Origin of the sequence: Paenibacillus glycanilyticus (assembly GCF_023715145.1) — a bacterium.
Classification (GTDB): Bacteria; Bacillota; Bacilli; order Paenibacillales; family Paenibacillaceae; genus Pristimantibacillus; species Pristimantibacillus glycanilyticus_A.
This window is the reverse complement of sequence record NZ_JAMBNP010000008.1, coordinates 121,792-144,067: the sequence shown is the minus strand read 5'-3', so window position 1 is coordinate 144,067 and position 22,276 is coordinate 121,792. Positions and strand designations below refer to the sequence as shown.

Annotated in this window: 15 protein-coding genes and 1 pseudogene; 14 read left to right on the top strand and 2 right to left on the bottom strand. The window is 50.8% G+C overall.

Annotation, left to right across the window (positions count from 1 at the left end):
* Positions 1–30: 30 nt before the first annotated feature.
* The 4 genes and pseudogenes from M3194_RS21250 (at position 31) to M3194_RS21235 (ending at position 6,638) form a co-directional block, all read left to right on the top strand.
* A complete protein-coding gene (locus tag M3194_RS21250; RefSeq protein WP_251656215.1) occupies positions 31–1,803 on the top strand; it encodes a sensor histidine kinase in 1,773 nt (590 codons plus the stop codon).
* On the top strand, positions 1,751–2,491 hold the full coding sequence (locus tag M3194_RS21245) for a response regulator transcription factor (RefSeq protein ID WP_251656083.1): 741 nt from the start codon (positions 1,751–1,753) through the stop codon (positions 2,489–2,491). The genes M3194_RS21250 and M3194_RS21245 overlap by 53 nt, the downstream gene beginning before the upstream one ends.
* A 6-nt stretch (positions 2,492–2,497) precedes the next feature.
* Positions 2,498–4,828: a glycoside hydrolase family 95 protein gene (locus M3194_RS21240; RefSeq protein ID WP_251656082.1), complete on the top strand. Its 2,331-nt coding sequence runs from the start codon at positions 2,498–2,500 to the stop codon at positions 4,826–4,828.
* A 268-nt stretch (positions 4,829–5,096) separates the two neighbouring features.
* A pseudogene (locus M3194_RS21235) lies at positions 5,097–6,638 on the top strand (carboxylesterase/lipase family protein).
* Here the strand turns inward: M3194_RS21235 and M3194_RS21230 are convergent.
* The gene (locus M3194_RS21230) at positions 6,607–7,428 is read right to left on the bottom strand and encodes a helix-turn-helix transcriptional regulator (protein WP_251656081.1); all 822 of its coding nucleotides are present in this window, start codon (positions 7,426–7,428) and stop codon (positions 6,607–6,609) included. The pseudogene M3194_RS21235 and the gene M3194_RS21230 overlap by 32 nt on opposite strands.
* Before the next feature lie 190 nt (positions 7,429–7,618).
* On the opposite strand from M3194_RS21230, the gene M3194_RS21225 reads away from it, so the two are divergent.
* The 6 genes from M3194_RS21225 (at position 7,619) to M3194_RS21200 (ending at position 16,251) form a co-directional block, all read left to right on the top strand.
* The gene (locus M3194_RS21225) at positions 7,619–8,386 is read left to right on the top strand and encodes an alpha/beta hydrolase (protein ID WP_251656080.1); all 768 of its coding nucleotides are present in this window, start codon (positions 7,619–7,621) and stop codon (positions 8,384–8,386) included.
* Positions 8,387–8,692: 306 nt separating this feature from the next.
* Entirely contained in the window at positions 8,693–10,366 is a 1,674-nt protein-coding gene (locus tag M3194_RS21220) for an extracellular solute-binding protein (RefSeq protein WP_251656214.1), read from the top strand.
* On the top strand, positions 10,347–12,095 hold the full coding sequence (locus M3194_RS21215; RefSeq protein ID WP_251656079.1) for a sensor histidine kinase: 1,749 nt from the start codon (positions 10,347–10,349) through the stop codon (positions 12,093–12,095). Before M3194_RS21220 ends, M3194_RS21215 begins: the two co-directional genes overlap by 20 nt.
* On the top strand, positions 12,088–13,707 hold the full coding sequence (locus tag M3194_RS21210; protein ID WP_251656078.1) for a response regulator: 1,620 nt from the start codon (positions 12,088–12,090) through the stop codon (positions 13,705–13,707). Before M3194_RS21215 ends, M3194_RS21210 begins: the two co-directional genes overlap by 8 nt.
* Positions 13,708–13,720: 13 nt before the next feature.
* Positions 13,721–15,262 carry a glycoside hydrolase family 43 protein gene (locus tag M3194_RS21205; RefSeq protein WP_251656077.1) on the top strand — a complete coding sequence of 514 codons (1,542 nt, stop codon included), beginning with the start codon at positions 13,721–13,723 and terminating at the stop codon, positions 15,260–15,262.
* Between the two features lie 74 nt (positions 15,263–15,336).
* Positions 15,337–16,251, top strand: coding sequence for an AraC family transcriptional regulator (locus M3194_RS21200; protein WP_251656076.1), 915 nt, complete (start codon positions 15,337–15,339; stop codon positions 16,249–16,251).
* Between the two features lie 98 nt (positions 16,252–16,349).
* Here M3194_RS21200 and M3194_RS21195 read toward each other — a convergent pair whose 3' ends face one another.
* Positions 16,350–17,510, bottom strand: a complete 1,161-nt coding sequence (locus tag M3194_RS21195; protein ID WP_251656075.1) for a glycoside hydrolase family 27 protein — start codon at positions 17,508–17,510, stop codon at positions 16,350–16,352.
* Positions 17,511–17,792: 282 nt separating this feature from the next.
* On the opposite strand from M3194_RS21195, the gene M3194_RS21190 reads away from it, so the two are divergent.
* The 4 genes from M3194_RS21190 (at position 17,793) to M3194_RS21175 (ending at position 22,254) form a co-directional block, all read left to right on the top strand.
* Positions 17,793–19,313, top strand: a complete 1,521-nt coding sequence (locus M3194_RS21190; protein WP_251656074.1) for a glycoside hydrolase family 43 protein — start codon at positions 17,793–17,795, stop codon at positions 19,311–19,313.
* 28 nt (positions 19,314–19,341) lie between these two features.
* Positions 19,342–20,346 carry an endo-1,4-beta-xylanase gene (locus tag M3194_RS21185; protein ID WP_251656073.1) on the top strand — a complete coding sequence of 335 codons (1,005 nt, stop codon included), beginning with the start codon at positions 19,342–19,344 and terminating at the stop codon, positions 20,344–20,346.
* Between the two features lie 164 nt (positions 20,347–20,510).
* Complete coding sequence (locus tag M3194_RS21180) at positions 20,511–21,239, top strand: ABC transporter ATP-binding protein (protein ID WP_251656213.1); 729 nt, start codon at positions 20,511–20,513, stop codon at positions 21,237–21,239.
* Positions 21,202–22,254, top strand: a complete 1,053-nt coding sequence (locus M3194_RS21175) for an efflux RND transporter periplasmic adaptor subunit (protein ID WP_251656072.1) — start codon at positions 21,202–21,204, stop codon at positions 22,252–22,254. The genes M3194_RS21180 and M3194_RS21175 overlap by 38 nt, the downstream gene beginning before the upstream one ends.
* Positions 22,255–22,276: the final 22 nt, after the last annotated feature.

The window sequence follows — 22,276 nt, the reverse complement described above, 5'->3', positions numbered from 1 at the left end:
TACTTGGAGGGAAATGCCGCCGTGAGCATCATGCGCAAGATCGTGCTTGGTTACGTCATTATGATTTTTATTCCTGTAATCGCTTTCGGGTATCACTATTACACCCAAATTTACGGCAACCTGACCCAGCAATTCGTAGAGAGCAGGCAGAAGATCCTGGAGCAGGCTTACGCCAACATGAAGACGGATTTCGCCCGAATTCAATCGGTCCACCGGGTGCTGCAATACAATCCTTATCTGACCGATTATCTGGATGGCGTATACGATTCCGACGCGGACAGCGTGTACGCGCTGACCCGATATATTCTCCCTCTGTACAGCCAATCGATGTTCGCCAATCCGGAGATCGATTCTATCGTGATCTATAAGATGAAGGATCAGGTGCTGCCCATAACCAATTTGTTTCGGGACAGGTCCATGCTGGACTCGCGAATAGAGGATGCCGTCTCGCCGCTCAAAGCGGGGCAGGGGATTTGGCTGCGCGCCGATTCAAACGTGTCCGATCCGGATCTGATTTACTATCAGTACATCTACAATACGCAAATTACGGAACGGATCGGCCTCCTTGAAATTCGGGTTAGCAACAGTTTAATAAACAACTTCTATGCCGCTGCGGGCGTGGAAGAGAACTGGAGAGCTATCTTGCTGTCCGGACAAGGCAATGTGCTGACGAACGAAGCAATAGGCTTGGACAATAAAACGTTAAGTCTTCTGCAATCGGAAGAACGAGCTTTTTTCATCAACCGAACAACGATCGTCAATCAATTGAAGCTGGATCCCTTAGACGTGCGCGTCATCATCACCGGACAGGTAGGCGACGTATTCCGTTCCGTGAAGCAGAAGGAAACCGTCTTGGTGACGATCATCGTGCTGCTGCTCATCGCCCTATCCATTGCTTATTATTTGCTGGCTTCAACCATTACAAAGCGAATTCTCCGGTTGGCCCGGCATATGCGAACTCTAAACGACGATAACTTAAGGCAGCTTACGATCAAAAGCGGCAAGTTCGAAAAGGATGAAATCGGATTCCTGATTGGCGCATACAACTCCATGGTTGGACGAATGGACGAACTCATTAACAATGTTCATCGCGCCGAGCTGCGCAACAAAGAAGCGGCCTACCAGGTGCTGCAGGCACAGATTAAGCCTCATTTTCTATACAACACGCTTGAAACGATCCGAATGGTCGCGGAAGCCAACGACGACAAGGAAGTTGCCGACATTTCTTTCTGGTTCGGGAAGCTGATGCGGTACAGCTTGTCGTCAGCGCAGCAAGAAACGATTCTCGCGAAGGAAATCGAGATGGTTACCTTTTACATGAACATTCATAAAATGAGGCTTCAAAGCAGGCTGACTTACGAGATCAAGATTGAGGTTGATTCTGAACGTCTAATCTGTCCGCGTTTTCTCCTGCAGCCCCTTATTGAAAACTGCATCGTGCACGGGGCCTCAGCCGTTCTGCGTCCCGTTCATATCCGGCTGCTGGCGACGGAAACGGACGGAGAAATTACGATCGACATTTCCGACAACGGGAACGGGATCCCTCCGGAGAAGCTCCTCGAATTGCGCGAACGACTCTTGAAGCACGATGATTTCAGAAAAGCGGAGGAGCCTGTTGGCGTAGGGTTGAAAAACGTTAACGAAAGAGTGAAAGGTTACTTCGGGGGCGAATCCCGTCTGGAAATCATCAGCGAACCTGGTAAAGGTACCTGCTTGCGCATTGTCATTGTGAAAAAGGTGGTGGCGGACGTTGAAGATACTGATCGTAGACGACGAGCCTTTGATTCTGAGAGGGTTAGTTAAAATCGTAGAAGAAGTCGCGCCTGTCGGTTCTGACATTTGTTCGGCCTTCAACGCGTGGGAAGCCTTAGAGACGATGAAGCGCTTTATGCCCGACGTGACGATAACGGATATCCATATGCCGGAGAAGAACGGCTTCGAACTGATTCATGATGCCAGGCTTGAGGGATTATGCGATCGATTTATTATCCTGACCGGCTATGACGAATTCGAATATGTCCGCCAGGCTCTTCGCTCTGGTGTTGTGGATTATCTGCTGAAGCCTCTGGACAAAAAGGAGATCGCGGGACTGCTGAGCCGCGTCAAGGAGGAGCTTCCGGCCGCATCGGATACGGAGTACAGCCGGCATGCCGAACGGATTCTTGCCTATTTGCAGCTGAATTATATGAAAGATTTATCCCTCGATCATCTCGCGGAACACATGAGTCTGCATCCGAATTATATTAGCAGCCTGTTCAAGAAGGAGACGGGGGATACCTTCGTCAATTACTTGAATTCGCTGCGGATCCGGGAGGCGCAGAAGCTATTGAAAACGCAGCCGCAGCTGACGGTTTGCGCAATCAGCCAGCAGGTTGGCTTCGATACCAAGCACTACTTCGCGAAGGTGTTCAAAAAGTACGCGGGCACGACTCCCGGCGCCTATCGTGAAATTCAAGAAGAACGTATTCAATCAATTAACGGAAAGGATTGAACGCATATGCCCAAGTACAACCGCGAACACGAGGATACGCTGCTCTATCATTCTCCCGCAGGCAAATGGGAGGAAGCCTTGCCGATTGGCAACGGACGCTTGGGAGCGATGATCTTTGGTGATCCGCGCGCGGAACGCTTGCAATTAAACGAGGATTCCTTATGGCACGGGGGCCCTAGAGATCGGCATAATCCGGATGCCCTGCCCAATTTGGAGGAAATTCGCAGGCTTATCTTCGAAGGAAAGCTGCAGGAGGCCGAGCGGCTCGCTTCGATGGCCCTGACGGCAATTCCCGAGTCCCAGCGTCATTATGTTCCGCTTGGCGATTTGTTTCTTCAGTTCGAGCATGCGGCAGAGATTGAGAATTACGAGAGACGTCTTGACTTATCGGAGGCCATTGTTCATGTTTCCTATAAGGCGGGAGAAACGAATTTCGCCCGCGAAATTTTCGCAAGCTACCCGGATAAAGCGATCGTGCTGCGGCTTACGGCAGATGCTCCCGGTCAAATCTCGTTTACGGCACGAATGGGACGAGAGAGGTTCCGTTACGTGGACGAGATTCGCGCGGAGGACGGTAAGATCGTGATGAGCGGCAATAGCGGGGGAGGAGTCCGATATTGCGGCGTCCTTGCATGCAAGCCCGAGGGGGGAAGCATGCGCACGATTGGCGAGCACCTCGTCGTCTCGAATGCCGATGCCGTATTGCTGGTCGTGACCGCGTCGACGGATTTCCGCGAAGCCGACCCTGAAGCCGCGGCGCTTGGCGATGCCGGACGCGTTGCCGTAACCGCATATTCGGAGTTGCGGGCCTCGCATATCTTGGATTACCGCAGGTTGTATGATCGAACAAGACTTTGGATCGGAGCTGAGTCCGGCATAAAGGCAGTGACGGAAGAAACCTCGAAGCGTCTCGTTAACGTGAAGGCCGGAAGCCAAGATCCCGGGCTAACTGCCTTATATTTTCACTACGGCCGATATCTTCTGATCGCCTCGAGCCGGCCAGGGTCGCTGCCCGCGAATTTGCAAGGGATATGGAACAAGGATATGCTTCCGGCTTGGGACAGCAAATTCACCATCAATATCAACGCGCAAATGAATTATTGGCCGGCCGAGAGCTGTCATTTATCGGAATGTCACCTGCCTCTCTTCGAGCTGATCGAGCGCATGATTCCGAATGGCCGGCATACCGCTAAGACCATGTATGGCTGCCGCGGGAGCGCGGCTCATCACAACACGGACATTTGGGCGGACACGGCTCCTCAGGATCTGTGGCCTTCGTCGACTTACTGGCCGCTTGGTCTGGCTTGGCTGTCCCTGCATCTCTGGGAGCATTATCGATATGGGGGAGATACGGCGTTCCTGGAGCGCGTATACCCGATGATGAAGGAGACGGCTGTCTTCCTGTTGGATTATCTGGTCGAGCTTCCAAGCGGAGAACGGGTCACCTGCCCGTCCGTATCACCCGAGAATACCTACCGGCTGCCGAATGGGGAGACGGGCGTGCTGTGCTACGGGCCGTCCATGGACAGTCAAATCGCGCGCGAGCTGTTCCAGGCCTGCGCAGCCGCGGGAGAATGGCTCGGATTGGATGACGAGTTTCTGGGCGAGCTGCGTCAGGCGATCGACAAGCTTCCGCCAACCCGCATCGGGCGCTACGGCCAACTGCAGGAATGGTACGAAGATTACGAGGAAGTGGAGCTTGGGCATCGCCACATCTCGCATCTGTTCGCCTTGCACCCGGGAACCCAAATTACCCCGGATAAAACGCCTGAGCTAAGCGCTGCCGCGCGTCGAACGCTGGAGCGCCGCCTGGCGAACGGAGGAGGGCATACCGGCTGGAGCCGAGCCTGGATCATCAATTTCTGGGCAAGACTGCTGGACGCGGAAGAGGCGCATTCGAACGTAATCGCGCTCTTGTCGCACTCCACGCTGCCTAATCTGCTCGACAACCATCCCCCGTTTCAGATCGACGGCAATTTCGGCGGCACGGCAGGCATTGCGGAATTGCTCCTGCAGAGCCATGAGGATACCATCCATTTGCTGCCTGCTCTTCCGAAGGCTTGGCCGGACGGCGAAATCCGGGGGCTTCGGGCGCGCGGCGGCGTTACGGTGGATATCGTTTGGAAAGACGGGCGAATTCATCAGGCGATTCTAAGGCCGGATCGTAAAGGGACGTATCGCGTACGCTGCGATCATGCCTTACAATTGTCGGTAGAAGGATTAGCCTGCGAATCGGAGCGGTCGGATAGAAATGTACTATCGATTGAAGGGGAGGCTGGACTTGATATTGTAATCCGGGCAGCGTGTTCGGTAAATTCGTTTGTAAACGACAAATAAATGAAACAATTCTCTTCCTTTCCGTGGAAGGGGATTGTTTTTCTGTTTCATTAAAAGTTTTCTTAACCAAAAGCTATCTTAGAATACATCAATAATCGATGAGGATACGTCATTGTTTAGCCCTATTGGATATTTTATAATGACTTCAATACAAGAAGTGTAAGCGCTATCAATAGTAAGCAACGGCTGGCAAGTCATCAGCATCCTACAGGCGATGAGGGACTATCCCTCTGATTTTTTATTTCATTTCTGAAAGGAGATATGCAGCATGCTTAGAATGGTAAACGTGGAGACCGGGACCGTGCAAGGGCTGCCTGCGGCTGACCCCCGGATTACGAGCTTTAAAGGAATTCCTTTTGCCGCTCCGCCCGTAGGAGACAATCGCTGGCGTGCACCGCAGCCGGCGAAAGAGTGGGATGGCGTGCTGAAAGCGCATGAATATAAGCCGATCTCGCTGCAGGTTAGGCAGGAGCTCGACGATAACAATATATATACGCGGGAATGGGCCGTGGAACCGGACATTGCCATGGATGGGGATTGTCTCTACCTGAACGTGTGGACCCCCGCCAAACGCGCGGACGAAAAGCTGCCGGTATAAGTATGGTACTTCGGCGGCGGTCTGCAGGTTGGTCATCCGTCGGAAATGGAGTTCGACGGGGAACGAATTGCGCGAAGAGGCATCGTTGTGGTCACCATCAACTATCGTTTGAACGCGTTCGGATTTTTATGCCACCCCGAAATTACGGCCGAAGCGCCCGAAGCGCCCGCGAACTTTGGCCATCTCGACCAGCAGGCTGCCACAAGATGGGTACAACGCAACATCGGGGCTTTTGGCGGCGATCCGGACAATCTTACCATAGGCGGACAATCGGCTGGCGGCAGCAGCGTCATGAATCAGCTGACTTCACCGCAGAACAAAGACCTGTGCCAACGAGCGATTGTTCAGAGCGGATTGTTCAACAAGCTGTACCCGAATCCCGGGATGCCGCGGTTTCTTCGAACGATAGAGGAAGCCGAACGCGAAGGCATTCAGTTTTTTTCCTTTCTAGGAGCGAATTCGCTGGAGGAAGCACGAAAGCTGGATGCCGTTTATGTGAGGGATAAGATGGTCGAATATAATAAAGCCTTCTGGGGTACTGTCGTCGATCATAAATTCAGCGTTGGCAATGCGTTCGAGCTTTTCCTTCAGAACAAACGCCTGCAGGTTCCGGTTATGTTAGGCCATACGACAGACGAGTTTCTCAGCATTCCGGAGGCCGCTTCGAGAGATGAATTCCGCCGCATGGCGGTTGAAATGTTCGATCAAGACGCCAATGCGTTTCTGGAATTATGCGGGTTTTCGTCAGACATCCTGGAGGAGGTTATTAGCAAAGCATCCGTCAACGGAATCGAATATGCCATTCGGATTGCGGGCCAGGCTAATGCTGATACTGGAGCCGATATCCCTTTCTACTATTATAATTTCGAGGCCGATATTCCGGGCTGGGATAATCCCGGCGCGTTTCATTCGGTCGATCTATGGTTCTTCTTCGAGACCTTGGCCAAATGCTGGAGGCCGTTTGTGGGCAAGCATTATGACTTGGCCAGGCAGATGTGCAACTATTGGGCGAACTTCATACGTACCGGAGATCCTAACGGCAAGGATTCAACGGGTGAGGAAATGCCGATTTGGGAGCCCTATACGCCGGATGCGCCGTTTGGCATGAAGTTCGCTGGACAAGCCGAATTTGCCAGGGAAGTGCCTGATGATATCATGAAGTTTCTGGTCAAAGCTTATTTCAGACAGAATCAACGGATTCTGGCAGAATAGCCGGTACGATCTGTATGTCGCCCGAACGACTCGCGTTTAATTGAAATTTTCTCGGCGAATAACCGGTCACTTGCTTGAATTGCCGGCAGAAGTGCTCCACATTTTGATAGCCGCATTTAAACGCAACCTCGGCAATGCTTTGTGAGCTGTAAAACAAATATTCCTTGGCAAGCCGAATCCGGCTGCCGATGACGTCTTCTATGCATGAAATGCCAAATGTCTTTTTGTAGATGGTTTGCAGATAGCCCGGGCTGATCCCAAGCAATCCCGCCATTCTCGGAACCGTCCAATATTCGCCCGGGTTATTTTGGATGGCGGCGCGAAGCCTCAACAGCTCGTAATATTGCGTATCTGTGCCATCGGAGAAATAGGTTTCCAATAGCTTGTTAAATAACGTTCGAAGCAACAAATCGATGGTGGACTTTTTGTAAGCTCTTGCGAAATTGTGCTCAATAACGAGCAGCTCGAACAGCTTGTTGCAGTAGTCAGGATCTTCCAGCGAAAATGGAATGCCAAATGGCAGGCAGCTCTTTGAAACGTAAGGCTCGTCAGATTCGAATCGAATCCAGTTATTGACGTACTTAGCGCCGCAAGCCTTGTAATAGATTTTCTGATGTGCCCGGTACAGGATAGCGCTATGGGGTGGATAAGTTTTGAGCTCCCCGTTCACCCAGAACTGGGCGGGAGTTTTGGTAACGACAAGGAGCCAGCAGTGATGGCCTTGCGGAATATCAAACACGAAATTGCTTTCATGCTCAGCATCGCTTCCCACATAGTAGATATGGTTCATCCGTTCGATTCGCCCCTTTCAGCGGCCTACTATTCCAATTTTGCCGTTCACCTAGAAGATTATCTCGTTACAAACGGAAAAAAAAGAAACATTTTTAAGGAAAAAGCGTTCGAATTAAAGGATTTTGGCTAAATGAACAAAGCAGCCGCTCACTTGCAAGCCAATCAAATGAAAAGAGGGGACGACCCGCATGTATCTTGCATCGGCACCAAAGGGCTATGACCAATATAGAAATGACATTCCGCACGGAGCCATGAAGACGGTGGAATATGTATCCGGCACGGTAGGAAGCTTGCGCAAATGCATGATTTATACGCCTCCGGGATATACGAATGAGCAAAAATACAATGTCTTGTATCTCTTGCACGGGATAGGCGGAGACGAGAGCGAATGGTTTAAGCATGGCGATCCGCAGGTTATCCTGGATAACTTATATGCGGAAAACAAGCTCTCTCCCATGATTGTCGTTCTCCCTAACGGCCGGGCGATGATAAATGACAGAGCCGAAGGAGATATTTTTGCTCCTGACAAAATCAAAGCGTTCGAGACGTTTGAATCCGATTTGCTTCATGATTTGATTCCCTGCATCGAGTCGAGTTATCCGGTCCTGACCGGTTCCGAGAATCGAGCGCTAGCTGGTTTGTCCATGGGCGGGGGACAGTCCTTGAACATGGGATTCAATCATCCGGAATTTTTTGCATGGATTGGAGCGTTCTCCGCTGCCCCAAATACAAGGGAGCCCGAACAGCTGGTTCCTTATCCGGATCGAGCAGCGAAGCTTCGTCTTCTGTGGTTGTCTTGCGGAATGGACGATGAGCTGAAGCATGTCAGCGACCGAACGCATGCGTATTTGGATCAAGCCGATATCCCGCATCTGTGGCATGAGGAAAGCGGCGGGCATGATTGGCCCGTCTGGAAAAATGATTTATATCATTTTTCGCAGCTAATCTTTCAATAATTGAATAAAACAAATAACCGGGACAGACCTCTTGTCCCGGTTTGTTTTTATTCTAAGCATTTATAAGTTTATTACTTTAGTCCGACATGAGCGCTCATTCTCAACTTGAATCCAGCTCTTAGCTGCTGTACATTTCATAGTATTAACTAGTAAACAACGGGTAACGACATAAAGAGATGTGTATTGTATTATCAGGTTTCAACCCAGATAATGAATAACATACAGCTCGTCGCAGCTGCGCCCGAGTGAAAAGGGGAAATCCTGTTGCGGATACCAAGGCCAAGGATAAACATTAAAATCAAGTTTATGCTTACTTCGCTGATGCTGCTATCAGCCTTATCTGCATGCGAGAACGAAAACAATGCCATGCCGCCGAAAGAGCAGGAGAAGGTTACGCCTGCGCCGGTTATAAACACGGATCCCGCGTTCAGCCGATATGATCCGCCGATTGAACTGTCCTTCGTTCGTCAGGTTGGAGAAGGACTGGAAGGCTTAATTGCCGACCTGCCGGGAGAAACGCTGGAGGACAATAGATGGACTAGGCTGGACGAGGATATGCTGGGAATCAAAATCAAGTATGATTGGAAGGCGAAAGGAGATTTGTACGGCCAGAAGCTGGGAGCTTCCATTGCTTCGGGCAATATTCCGGATGTCGTGCAGGTGAACGCCCAGCAGCTCAGAGAGCTGAGCAATGCAGGGCTTATTCAGGACTTAACTCAGATCTATGGCAAATATGCTTCGCCATTAACGCAGAAAGTACTGAGTGAGGAAGGCGACGGTCCATTCGAAACGGCAACGATTGACGGTAAGCTGATGGGGATTCCTCAGACGAGCTCATCGATTGAAGACGCCGATTTACTATGGATCCGAACGGACTGGTTAAAGAGATTGGGATTGAAACCGCCAAAGACAATGGATGATTTATTGGCAATTTCGAAAGCGTTTACAGAGAGGGACCCGGATAGAAACGGCAAGAACGATACGTACGGGATTGCCGCGACGAAATATTTGGGAGATCCGGTTATGGGGCTGGTGGATCTAATGGCCGGATATAATGCTTTTCCGAATATATGGATCAAGGATAAGCAGGGTAAGCTTGTCTATGGAGGCATTCAGCCCGAAGTCAAAACGGCTTTAAAGGTCATTCAGGACATGTACAGCGAAGGTCAGCTTGATCCGGAATTTGCTCTGAAGGATGGGGAAAAGGCGGGGAAGATGATTACCGCCGGAAAGATCGGGATGATCTACGGCGAGCAGTGGGCATCTTTTCTGGTGCAAACAAACAGAGATATGGATCCGAATGCGGATTGGCAGGCGTACCCCATTGTTTCCGCAACGGGTCAAGCCTCAAAGGTCCCGCTTAAATTCAGCACCAATACCTTTTTCGCCATTAAAAAAGGTTATGAGCATCCAGAGGCTATTGTGAAGCTGTTTAATTTGCATTTGGAGAAGAATTGGGGGGAGTCCGCAGAGTATCAGAAGTATTACAACACGACGTACCCGGTCTGGCAATTATCGCCGGTTACCCCGTATCCGACCCGAAAAAACCTGGAGGCCTTCAGACAAATCGAAGAAGCGCGAAAGACCGGCAATTATGCCAACCTGAAGGACGAAGCCATCTATATCAAGAAAAGAATGGATGATTTCGTGGGTGGCGATAAAAACGGAGAGTCAGGCTGGGGCTGGTATAAAACCTATGGCCCGACAGGCGCGTTTTCCATTATTGATCAATACGAGAGAAACAATCAGCTGCTGTATGAGAGTTTTGTTGGTGCTCCTACGGATACCATGATTGACAAGCAGCAGATTCTAGGGGATCTGCAGGATGAGACCTACATCAACATTATTTTGGGCAGGCCAATCGACGATTTCGACCAATTCGTACAGGACTGGTACAAGCTGGGCGGCGACAAAATAACAACAGAGGTTAATCAGTGGTATGAACAACGGAGGTATTCATTTGTTAAGACTGCCCGCTAATTCTTGGCGCAATGCTTTATCTGTCCGGCTTATTATTACGAATCTCATTGTTATTTTGCCCATTATTCTGCTGGGGGTGTATTTGTATAACTGGAGTTACGCCAATGCAAGCAATGAAATATCGAAAAATACGGCAGCCCAGCTTTCTTATTATTTGGAGGATTTGGATCACCAGATCGAATGGCTGGAAATTCAGCAATATGATATTTTGCAGGACAACGACCTGAATAAACTGGCGGTTACCTGGGATTTGATGGACAATGCCGACAAGAAGGCCAGCATCGATTATCTGCTTCGCCGGTTTACTTCCATTAAAAAGAGCAGCGTTTATATTAAGGATATTTATGTTCATGTGCGGACCATTCAGAAGAGCATTTCATCAAGCAACGGCGTTGATGATTTCAACCAGCTCAGCTTTAATTATTTGCGCAGTGAGGTGGACAAAAAGGAAGCCCGCCTCATTCGTTATGACAGCTCCCTTCATTTGAGCGCAGCCAAATACGGCGGCAAGGAAGGAGCGCCGATCTACATCGTCCAAATTGAGCTGGATATGGACAAGCTGAGAGAATCGCTGCAGCAAATAAGCGTCTATCCGGAGAGCGGCTCCTTTCTGATCTCCAATAGGACCGGATATACCTTGGCCAGCAATTCCGAAACCCCGCAAGCACTGCAAAGCTATGCATTTGCGGCTCTCCAAACCAAAGAAAATACTCTCGTCACGAGAGTAGGGGACAAAAATTATCATATCGACAAGGCTTATTCCGAGCCGCTTGGATTATCCGTTGTGACTTATCTGCCTGAATCGGTCGTGAAAAAGCCTCTGAAGGGATTTACCAATTGGGCTTGGGTGTTCGCCCTTACGTCTTTTTGCGCCATCGTTATTTACGCCATTTCGACATTCAAGTTTGTTCATAAACCGCTCTTGCTGCTTGTACAAAGCTTCAGAAAGATGGAAGGAGGTGCATTGGATATTCATATTGACCATGAGAAGAAGGATGAATTCGGCTATTTGTATAACCGGTTCAACCAGATGATTAAGAAGCTGCAGACGCTGATCGATCAGGATTTCAAGCAAACGATGATGATGCAAAAAGCGGAGCTTAAGCAGCTTCAATCCCAAATCAAACCGCATTTTTTGTACAACAGCTTCTTTATTCTGAACTCATTGGCGAAGACGGGGGATTTGGAGCGCGTACAGCTCTTTACGAATATGCTGGGCGAGTATTACCGGTTCATCACGCGCAACGGAGCGGATAACGTATTCCTGGCGGAAGAAACGCGCCATTCCAGAATGTATACGGAGATTCAGACGCTGCGGTTCTCCCGAAGAATTAAGGTGGAATTCGATGAGATTCCCAAGGACATGGAGCGAATCCGGGTGCCCAGGCTCATTATCCAGCCTATCATTGAGAATGCCTACGAGCATAGTTTAGAGAAAATGACGGACGAGGGCTTTCTTCGGGTCACCTTCGACATGGATCAAGAGGAAGCCAGGATTATGGTCGAGAACAATGGCGATTCTCCGCTCAGCGACGAGCAAATCGAACATTTGCAGGAGAGAATGGACAGCCGGGGAGAGAGCGGCGAAATGACGGGCATGATCAACATTCACCGGCGCATTCAATTGACCTATGGGGAAGGCAGCGGCTTATTTCTGACCAGAAGCGATTTAAATGGCTTGAAGGTTGAAATTAGACTAAAGCTGAAAGGAGCCGGCGAAATTGCTTAGATTGCTGATCGTTGATGATGAAGACATTATTACGGACTCGTTGTACGAGGTTTTTCACGGGCTGCTGCCGGAGAAGCTGGATGTCTGCAAAGCCTATTCCGCGAAGGAAGCCTTGCAATGGATGTCGCGAACGAGAATAGATATCGTGTTAACCGATATCAGCATGCCGGGCATGAACGGTCTAGAGCTCTCCGAGGAGATCCAATCCTTCTGGCCCAGATGCAAGGTCATCTTCCTGACGGGGTTCAGCGAATTCGACTATGCCTACAAAGCGATTCAGATGCCTAAGGTCAGGTATTTGCTGAAGACGGAGGGATACGATAAGGTCACGTCGACGGTGCTGGAAGTGATGGACGAGATCGAGCATGAAAACGAAATCAGCGGGATGCTTGAGCAATCGCGGGAGCAGCTTGATCTGCTCGAACAAATGGCGCAAGGAGACTACATTCGTCACCTGCTTCAAGAAAGTGAAGAGCTTGATCGGGATGCCCGCACGCTGAGTGAAGAATTCCGAAGGATGAATATCAGCCTTAATCCGACCGTTCCTGTATGGCTGGTTAGGGGACATTTGTCGTTTCCGGAAGGTGATTCGTATATCGAGAAAAGCCATCTGCTTACCAAAGCGCGAATGGTATGCAATTCCTATCTATCCGAGAAAATGAGACAGGTTGGAATTGTCGACAAGCATGGGGATCTCTTATGGCTTCTTCAACCTTCCGATTCCGCTGATGAGAAGTTCCATCATCATTCGGTTCGTTATTTGGAGGGGACCTTGGAATTCATGCAAGAGACCTGTCTTCAATCCCTTGGGCTGCCGGTAGCCTTTATTATAAGCATTCCAACCGAGTGGAAGGTCATTAACCGGCAGTATGAAAGGCTTAGGCAGCTGCAGCTGATGAACATTGACAAGGACGCAACCGACATTATCTTAAGAGACCGGGGCGAGCAGGCGGAGGATTCCGCGGAGCAGCGGAAGGACGAAGGCCATTTATCTCCTAAAGCCGAGCTGCTTACTGCCTTCCTGGAAGCCGGCAAAGCCGAGAGGTTCCGGAAAATATTCGATGAATTAACGCAGGGAATATTGCAAGCAAACCGCCCATTGCAACGAAACATGGAAGTGTACTATTCGATTGCGCTGGTTCTGTTTTCTTATATTAGCCGGTCGGATCTCTGCAGAGAGATTCCGGATTACGGCAAGCTGATGCGTCTGGACGAGCATTCCTCCATGAAAGAGGCCATTCAATACTTGAAGCAGGTCAGCGACAAGCTCTTCCAGGCCAAAGCCTCGGAAAGCGTGATTGAGAACATTTGCGAATATATCAATGAGCATCTAAACGAAGATTTATCTCTTGTCCGTCTGGCAGACATCAATTATTTTAATCCCACGTATTTATCCCGGTTTTTCAAACAGGAACGCGGCTTGAACTTATCGGAATATATAGATAACTGCCGCCTGAGAAGAGCCAAGGAGCTGCTCAAGGAGGATCATCTGAAAATCCGGGAGGTCGCCGTCGAAGTCGGGTACGAGGCGGCGCATTCCTTTACGAGGTTTTTCAAGAAAGCTACCGGCCTAACGCCGCAGGAATACCGGGACGCGCTGACCTACACTTAAGGGGGCCGTCCTCATGAATGCTAATCATGCGAAGCTTGCCGTGTTGCTGCTAGGCTGCCTTGCAGCCGTTCTTATTCTATTAATTTCATCCCATCATTCAAATACCCCTAAGGAGGAATTTACAATGGAAGATTTACAGGTAAAGCTGACTAGTGCGACAGGAAAAGTACCGCCGCAAGGAAACCCGCTTGTTTCCCACAAGTTTGGCGCGGATCCCTACGCTCTCGTATTTGATGGACGCGTCTATCTCTATACCACAAATGACGTGCTGGAATATAGCGAAGACGGAAGCGTCAAGGATAATACGTACGGCAATATTAATAAGATTGGCGTGATTTCGTCTGCGGATCTGGTGAACTGGACGGATCATGGCGTTATCGCCGTGGCAGGTCCCGAAGGCGCGGCTAAATGGGCGACGCAATCCTGGGCACCCGCTATTGCGCACAAGGTCGTTAACGGGCAGGATAAATTCTTCCTTTATTTCGCGAATAACGCGAGCGGCATTGGCGTGCTTGAGGGGGAGAGCCCGACCGGCCCATGGAAAGATCCAATCGGCAAGGCCTTGATTCTAAGATCAACGCCGGGCGTGGAGAAGGTCACCTGGCTGTTTGATCCGGCCGTATGGGTTGACGATGACGGCAAGGCGTATATTTACTTTGGCGGAGGCGTGCCGGAAGGCAAGGATGAATGGCCGGATACCGCGCGGGTTATGCAGCTTGGGGATGATATGGTCAGCGTAGTGGGACAAGCACAGGTAATTCCTGCGCCGTTTATGTTCGAGGACGCGGGCATTAATAAATACAAGGGCACTTATTATTTTACGTATTGCTCGAATTTCTACAATGGCGTTCGTCCGGTAGGAAGTCCTCCGGCGGGCGAGATTGCGTATATGACAAGCGATCATCCGATGGGGCCTTGGACTTACCGGGGAACTATTCTGAAAAATCCCGGACATTTCTTCGGAGTTGGCGGCAACAACCATCACGTGATCTTCGAGTTTAAGAATGCTTGGTATATCGCTTACCATGCCCAGACCTTGTCTAAGGCAATGGGGGTTCCGAAGGGCTATCGCTCGACGCATCTGAATGAAGTAACGTTCCGGGATGCCGATCATTCCATTGCGGAGATAACGGCTAATTACGAAGGCGTTGCCCAGCTTGAGCCATTTCATCCTTACGAGCTTGTGACAGCGGTTACGATCGGCTGGCAGGCGGGAATCCAATCGGAATTGACCTCTGACGGCAGCCTGATTGCCGCGGATATTGACAGCGGCGATTGGATCTCGGCAGCTAAGGTTGATTTTGGGGGAGAAGGAGCCTCGCTCTTCAAGGCGTCCGTATCGGAAGTGGGATCGGCTGCGGCTATTGAGCTGCGGCTGGATTCGGCGGGCGGCAAGCTGATCGGAACCTTACAGGTTGAGGCAACGGGGGCAGAAGCGGCGGAATACCAAGCCGAGGTAAGCGGTGCCGAGGGAATACACGACTTATACCTGGTATTTAAAGGACAGCCTGACAGCAAGCTGCTCAAGCTGCACAGCTGGCAGTTCGAACAATAAGCTTGGTTTCGTGAAGACGGATCGCGGCGAGAAGCAGCCGTGATCCTTTTTGCCGAAAGGATCGGAGGTTATCAATGAAGCCGACGCGAATCTTTGATACGGGAAACAGCAGCCAATTCGTATGCACCTACAGCGGCCATAAGCCTCCTAACAGCCATAAGTGGGGACCGGGCGTACGCGATATTTATGCATTGCATTTCATTATGGGCGGAAAGGGAACGCTGGAGACGCGCAATAAGCGTTTTCCCATAACAGCAGGCAATAGCTTCATGATTTTTCCCCAAACGGAGATTTATTACTATCCGGATCCCGAGGATCCTTGGGAGTATGTATGGATCGAATTTAAAGGGGAAGAAGCGGAGCGTCTGGTAGCGATGATCGGACTTGAGCCCGATAACCCAGTAGTGCCTCGGTGTCCGGCGGATCTGAAGCCGTATTTTCCCGTGGTGCCGGGAGCGGATGCGAGGCCTTTTGAGAAAATGAGAGTAGAGGCGCAATTACGTTTGCTGCTTTCCTATTATCTGGAGTTTTATCCAAGAGAGACGAATCCGATCAATTATGTCCGGCTGGCGAAAGAATACATCATGATTAATTATTGGCGGACCACGCTTGCGGTTACGGATATTGTAAATGCCGTCAATCTGGAGCGAAGCTATCTGTTCCGCTTGTTTAAAGAAGCAGTTGGAATCTCGGTATCGGGATATGTGACGGCTTATCGTATTGAACGGGCCCGCGAGCTGATGGAGTCATCCGACTTGAGCATCAAATCGATCGCATGCTCGGTTGGCTACAAGGACCCGTTGTATTTCTCCAAAGCGTTCAAAAAAGCAACGTCGTACACGCCTTCGGAGTATATGACGCTGCATGGCCGGAAACGGGAAGCTTCAGCGGAAGAGAACGCAATTGCCGGATTCCCTGAAGTAACGGATCAGCTTCTCCAGGGGCTCCCGGCCGCAGTTCAGCTTTACCCCCAGGCAATCGATGCATAAAAATTGCCGCGCGGTCCGGGAGACAAGCTTCATGTAGATCGCCCGGTCATCAGCCTGAAGGAGGGCTTCACAAGTTTGGCAGGTTGTATGGTTCATCTTTATTTGACCAGCTTGGCTCTTACAATCAGGCAGTCGCGAGCGGGCACGACGGGCGCGAACCGCTCCTTGAACACCCCGAGCTCCTTATTCTCCCAGCAGTCGTACAGGGACAACGAGAAGCCGGAAGCATAGGGCAGTCCAATATCCCAGAATTGCAGCGAAAGCTCCCGTTGATTATCGCTGAGATTGAAGAAGCCGATAGCGACCTCGCCGTCTGCAAGGACTTTTACCAGCATAAAGACATCATCGGCATGGAACCATTGCGGCTCCGGCTTGATCCGGTAGGCTCCGCGGCTTTCGATATCCTGATTGATGGCAATCAGCTCCGGATTCAGGAGAATGTCTTTGGTTGCCTGATTAGCCGTACGGATGTCGCAGCCGATCATAAGCGGAGATCCCATTAAGGACCATAACGAGTAATGCGTCTTGTATTCATTGTCGCTGCAGCCGCCGATTTTGCTGCCAATAAACGAGTTGTTGCTGCCGCCGTACATGCCGACAACGAGCATATCCATATCGTTATGGCAGAAGGATCCGGTGTAGCATTCTTTGCCAAGCTGCGAGAGCGCAAGATTTTTGATGGAATCCCAGTGATCCTGAATATCGCCGGTTGACCGGTACATATGAGCGCCAGACTCGCGTATCCACTGATAAACATTGTCCTCGCCCCAATTGCAGGCCGAGAAGAGGATATCCCTTCCGCTGTTTTTAAGGGCCAGGCTCATTCGTTTATAGAGCAGTTCACCCGAGATATGGCGGGGCTTGAAGCAATAATCGTACTTTAAATAATCGACGCCCCATTCCGCGAATAGTTGAGCATCCTGAAATTCATGCTCGAAGCTGCCGGGAAAGCCGGCGCAGGTATGGGTGCCGACGCAGGAATACATGCCGAATTTCAAGCCTTTGGAATGAATATAATCAGCGAGAGCCTTCATTCCGCTAGGAAACTTCGCGGGATCGGCAACCAGATTTCCCTGCGGATCGCGCTGCTTCAGACTCCAGCAATCGTCGATGACGATATATTCATAGCCTGCAGCCTTGTAACCGTCCGATTCGAATCGATCGGCAACATCCCGGATCAACTGTTCGTTGATATCCCAGGTAAACGTATTCCATGAGTTCCATCCCATAGCGGGAGTAAGGCCAAGCTGTTTGTCCATTTGTTTAGTCTTCCTTTCTTGAACACCGGCGCAGCAAAAAGAGTCTGCAGCCGTGCATGAGGGGTTATTGGATTTAATCCGTATTTAAACACGAGAGAGAGGATTACGGCCATAGCCTGATGTTGCTTTTATATGGACGGTTGTTGCACCTATAAATCGGCAGGTGATAGTTCAGTAATCCGGCAGGTTGCTAGCGTGCAAGGCGGAGGCTAAACTTTCCTTGTTGCAAGAACAGCCGTTAGACAGCGAGAAGTTATTTTTTAAGTGAGAGAGGAGATGCTTATGAGCACCGCCGTTTCCGTTATTTCAAACCCTATCATTTGGTCGGATGTGCCTGATATTGATGTCATTCGTGTCGATAATGCCTTCTATATGGTTAGTACAAGCATGCATTCCATGCCTGGCTGTCCGATTATGAAATCGTATAATCTGAAGGATTGGGAGATTGTCAATTACGTGTTTGATACGTTCGAAGACAATGCTGCCCACAACCTGTCGGACGGCAGGGGCATTTACGGGAAAGGCTCATGGGCTGCCAGCCTGCGTTTCCATAACGGCACCTTCTACGTTTGCTTTTCCTGCAATGATATGCAGCAATTTTATATTTACCGGACTAACGATATTGAGCAAGGGAAATGGGAGAGGTCCGTCATTCAGGGGCTTCTGCACGATCCGGGGCTGCTCTTTGACAAAGACCGCGTCTTTGTGTTCAGCGGCAATGGCCATATTTATATAACGGAATTAACTTCGGACGCAATGGCAATTAAGCCGGGCGGAATCCGCCAGCTGTTGTTTGAAGGGGAGCGCGACGGAATAGGTCTGCGCATCGAAGGCTGCCATGCCTATAAGCTGAACGGCTATTATTACTTGTTCTTCATCGATTGGCCTAGAACCGGACATGGCCGACGCCGCGAGCTGTGCTATCGCTCGAAGGAGCTGCTGGGACCTTATGAATACAAAGTCATTTTGGACGATGACCTCGGCTATCATAACAAGGGCGTTGCGCAAGGCGGCATTGTGGATACGCCGTCCGGCGATTGGTACGCCTTCTTGTTCCAGGATCACGACGCTGTCGGGCGAATCCCTTGCGTGCTGCCCATGACTTGGCAGGATGGCTGGCCGGTCATTGGCGATGGCGGCAGCGTGCCGTTATCGTTTGAAACCGGTCTGCCCGAGTACGCAGTAAAACCCTTGGTCATCAGCGATGAATTTGATTACGACGCGAACAAGCTGGCTTTGAACTGGCAGTGGAATCATAATCCCGATAACTCGCTGTGGTCGGTTACGGCACGTCCGGGGTATTTGCGGCTTGAGACCGGAAAGTTATGCGATCGCGTCGTGCATGCGCGGAATACGTTGACCCAAAGGACGGAAGGACCGGCTTGCAGCGGAAGAACGGTGATGGAGCTGTCTCATATGAAAGCCGGAGACCATGCCGGCCTAGTTGCGCTGCAGAGCGAATACGGCACCGTTGGCGTCCAAGCCGAGGACAACGGGGAGCTCTATGTCGTCATGGGAACCAACCGCGGCGACGGCGGAATGGAGACGGTTGAGAAACGCCGCTATGAGGGAAGCCGAATTCACGTCAAGATTGATTTCGACTTCCGCGACAGCGTCGATCTTGCCTATTTCTACTATTCGGCGGACGGCGCGGATTGGATATCGATTGGCCGTCCGCTGCAGATGAAATATACGCTGGATCATTTCATGGGCTATCGGATCGGGTTATTTAATTATGCGGCCAAACAATCCGGAGGCTTTGTAGATTTTGATTATTTCCGTTATACGAAGTCGAAAGAGTAAAAAAAATCATTCGGGAGAGTGGTCAAGGATGAGTGAAGGCATGAAGACGCAAGTGGGGTTGTCGAAATCGTTTCAGGATTATTTTCTGATCGGCGCCGCCGTTAATCACCGTACGATTGTCAGCCAAAGCGAGCTGCTAAGGCAGCATTACAACAGCATCACGGCCGAGAACGAAATGAAGTTCGAAAGCCTTCATCCGGAGGAGAACGGGTATGCCTTCGAGCAGGCTGACAGAATTGCGGGCTTTGCCCGCGACAATGGCATGAAGCTTAGAGGCCATACCCTTGTATGGCATAATCAGACGCCAAGCTGGGTATTCGAGGACGGCAATGGCGGATTGGCCGGCCGGGAGCTTCTGCTTGCCAGAATGAAGAGTCACATTGAAACGGTTGTCGAGCGGTACAAAGACATCATTTATTGCTGGGATGTCGTAAACGAAGCGGTCACGGATTCCGGAGAGGAGAGCTTGCGTCCTTCCAAATGGCTGCATGGCATCGGAGAGGATTACATCGAACAGGCATTCCGGTTTGCTCATGAAGCGGATCCCAAGGCGCTGCTGTTCTATAACGACTACAATGAATGCAATCCCGGCAAGAGAGAGAAGATATACTCCCTCGCGAAGTCGCTGCTCGAGAACGGAACGCCTATTCATGGCATCGGTCTCCAGGCCCATTGGAGCCTGTATGACCCGGCATTGGATCTGATTCGAGAAGCGATCGAGCGCTATGCTTCTCTTGGGCTGAAGCTTCAGGTTACGGAGATGGATGTGTCCGTCTTCGCCTTTGATGACAAACGTACCGATCTTACGGAGCCTACGGCCGAAATGATGCGGCTGCAGGAAGAGAGATTCAAGCAATTTTTCGATCTGTTCCGCGAATATAAGGACGTGCTGACGAGCGTCACGTTCTGGGGCGCGGCGGATGATTATACGTGGCTGGATCATTTTCCGGTGAGAGGCAGAAAGAATTGGCCGCTTCTCTTTGACACAAACCAGCAACCTAAGACAGTCATTCAACTGCTGATGGGTCAATAATAGCAAAGAGCATACTCCCTCGGAGTGTGCTCTTTTTCTTTGTAGTAATTCTATAGCTTGGCAGGTGTTCTACCAAAACACGACAGGTTGTTGGCTCTTTCTGTTAGCACTACACTTTTTAAGGAAGGAAGAAACTGCAGGGTTAGGGGGGAACAAGCTTGGCTATGAAGGCAGAACAGACAGATAGCAGCGAAGAGATCCTGCTCAGAGCTATAGGCATTAAACGGGTATTCGGAAAAGGAAATGCCGGGATTACGGCCTTGTCCGACATCCATCTCGATATTCCCGCCGGTACGATGGTCGCGCTGAAAGGACGTTCAGGCTCCGGTAAAACGACGCTATTAAATATTCTGAGCGCGCTCGACGAGCCGACCGAAGGCCAGGTTTATGTTCGGGGGAAAGAAGTGACCGGATTATCGGCGAAAGAGAGAAACGCCTTGCGCCGGAAGGAAATAGGTCTGGTCTTTCAATCGTTTGGGCTGATTCCTCTGATGTCCGCCTTCGAGAACGTGGAGTTTGGGCTGAGAATCGCGGGAGCGCAGGTGAAGGGGAACCGCGAAGCTGCCGAACGTGCGCTTGAACGCGTAGGCATGCGCGAGCGGATGAAGCATCGTCCGACCGAATTGTCCGGGGGAGAGCAGCAGCGCGTGGCCATAGCCCGGGCAATTGCGCATGAACCCGTGCTTTTGATCGCTGACGAGCCCACCGCGGAATTAGACAGCCGAATGGGATTGCAGGTCATGCGGGTGTTCAGGGATCTGGTGAACCGCTCCGGAATGACGATCCTGCTCACGACGCATGACCCCGGCATTATGGAACTCGTTGATCATGTCATTGCATTGGAGGATGGAAAAATTGTATCTAAAACAACAAATGATACGCCTCTTATCTAGCAGGGTAACGAAACATGCGGCTGTCTTTGCGATAACCGCCATTGCGCTGGCAGGCTGCTCCCTGCTGCCCCGCGAGGAAGCCGTGCTGCAGCCGCCGCTTATTCAGCCGGTACAGGAAAAGCTCGATCTTGTCGAGGTTGCCCGCGGCAGCATCCAGACTTCGCTCAAGGGGACGGCGACCTTTATCTCGTCGAATGTGAAGACGCTTTCCTTCACCGAATCCGGAGGGCAAATAAAATCCGTTAGCGTTGCTCTTGGAGAGCAGGTGAAGGCCGGCGATTTGCTGGCCGAACTGGAGACCGACGATCTTGAATTGCAGGTGCGCCTTCAAAGGCTGAATGTTGAACGTGTGCAGCTCTTGTACAGCGAAGCCGTCCGTGACGGAGCGTCGGGAACGGAGAAAAGGTTGAAAGAAATTGATCTTGAACGCGAGCAGCTGTCACTCCAAGCGATGGAGAGCAGACTTAAACAATCCCAGTTGTTCTCGCCGATTGCCGGAACGGTTATTTTCGTCGATTCGATCAAGACAGGCGACCGGGTGAATGCCTATCAGACGATCGTTACCATTGCGGATCCTTCCAGCATGCAGCTGACCTATACGGCTTCCGAGGCCAAGGATGTTCTTGGCGTGGAAGCGGGGATGCCGGTCAAACTGAAGTACAAGGGAAAGGAATATGCCGGCAAAGTGCTGCAATCCCCATCGAATGCTCCGGTCACGACGGATGAGGCGAAAGCAAGCAGCAATGCCGTGACGATCGTCATGGCGATCGGTAATCCGCCAAGCGACATTCAAATCGGCCATAGCGCGGACATGATCATTGAGCTTCAGAAGCGGGAAAATGTTATCGTGCTTCCTCGCAAGGCGATCCGTTCCTATATGGGAAGGTCGTATGTCCAGGTTACGGACGGGGAGCGCAAGAAAGAAGTCGATGTCGAGGTTGGACTGACTACTCCAACCGAGGTTGAAATCGCGAAGGGCCTGGAGGAAGGGCAGAAGGTCATTCTGAACAACTAACCGTACAATGGAGCGCCCGATT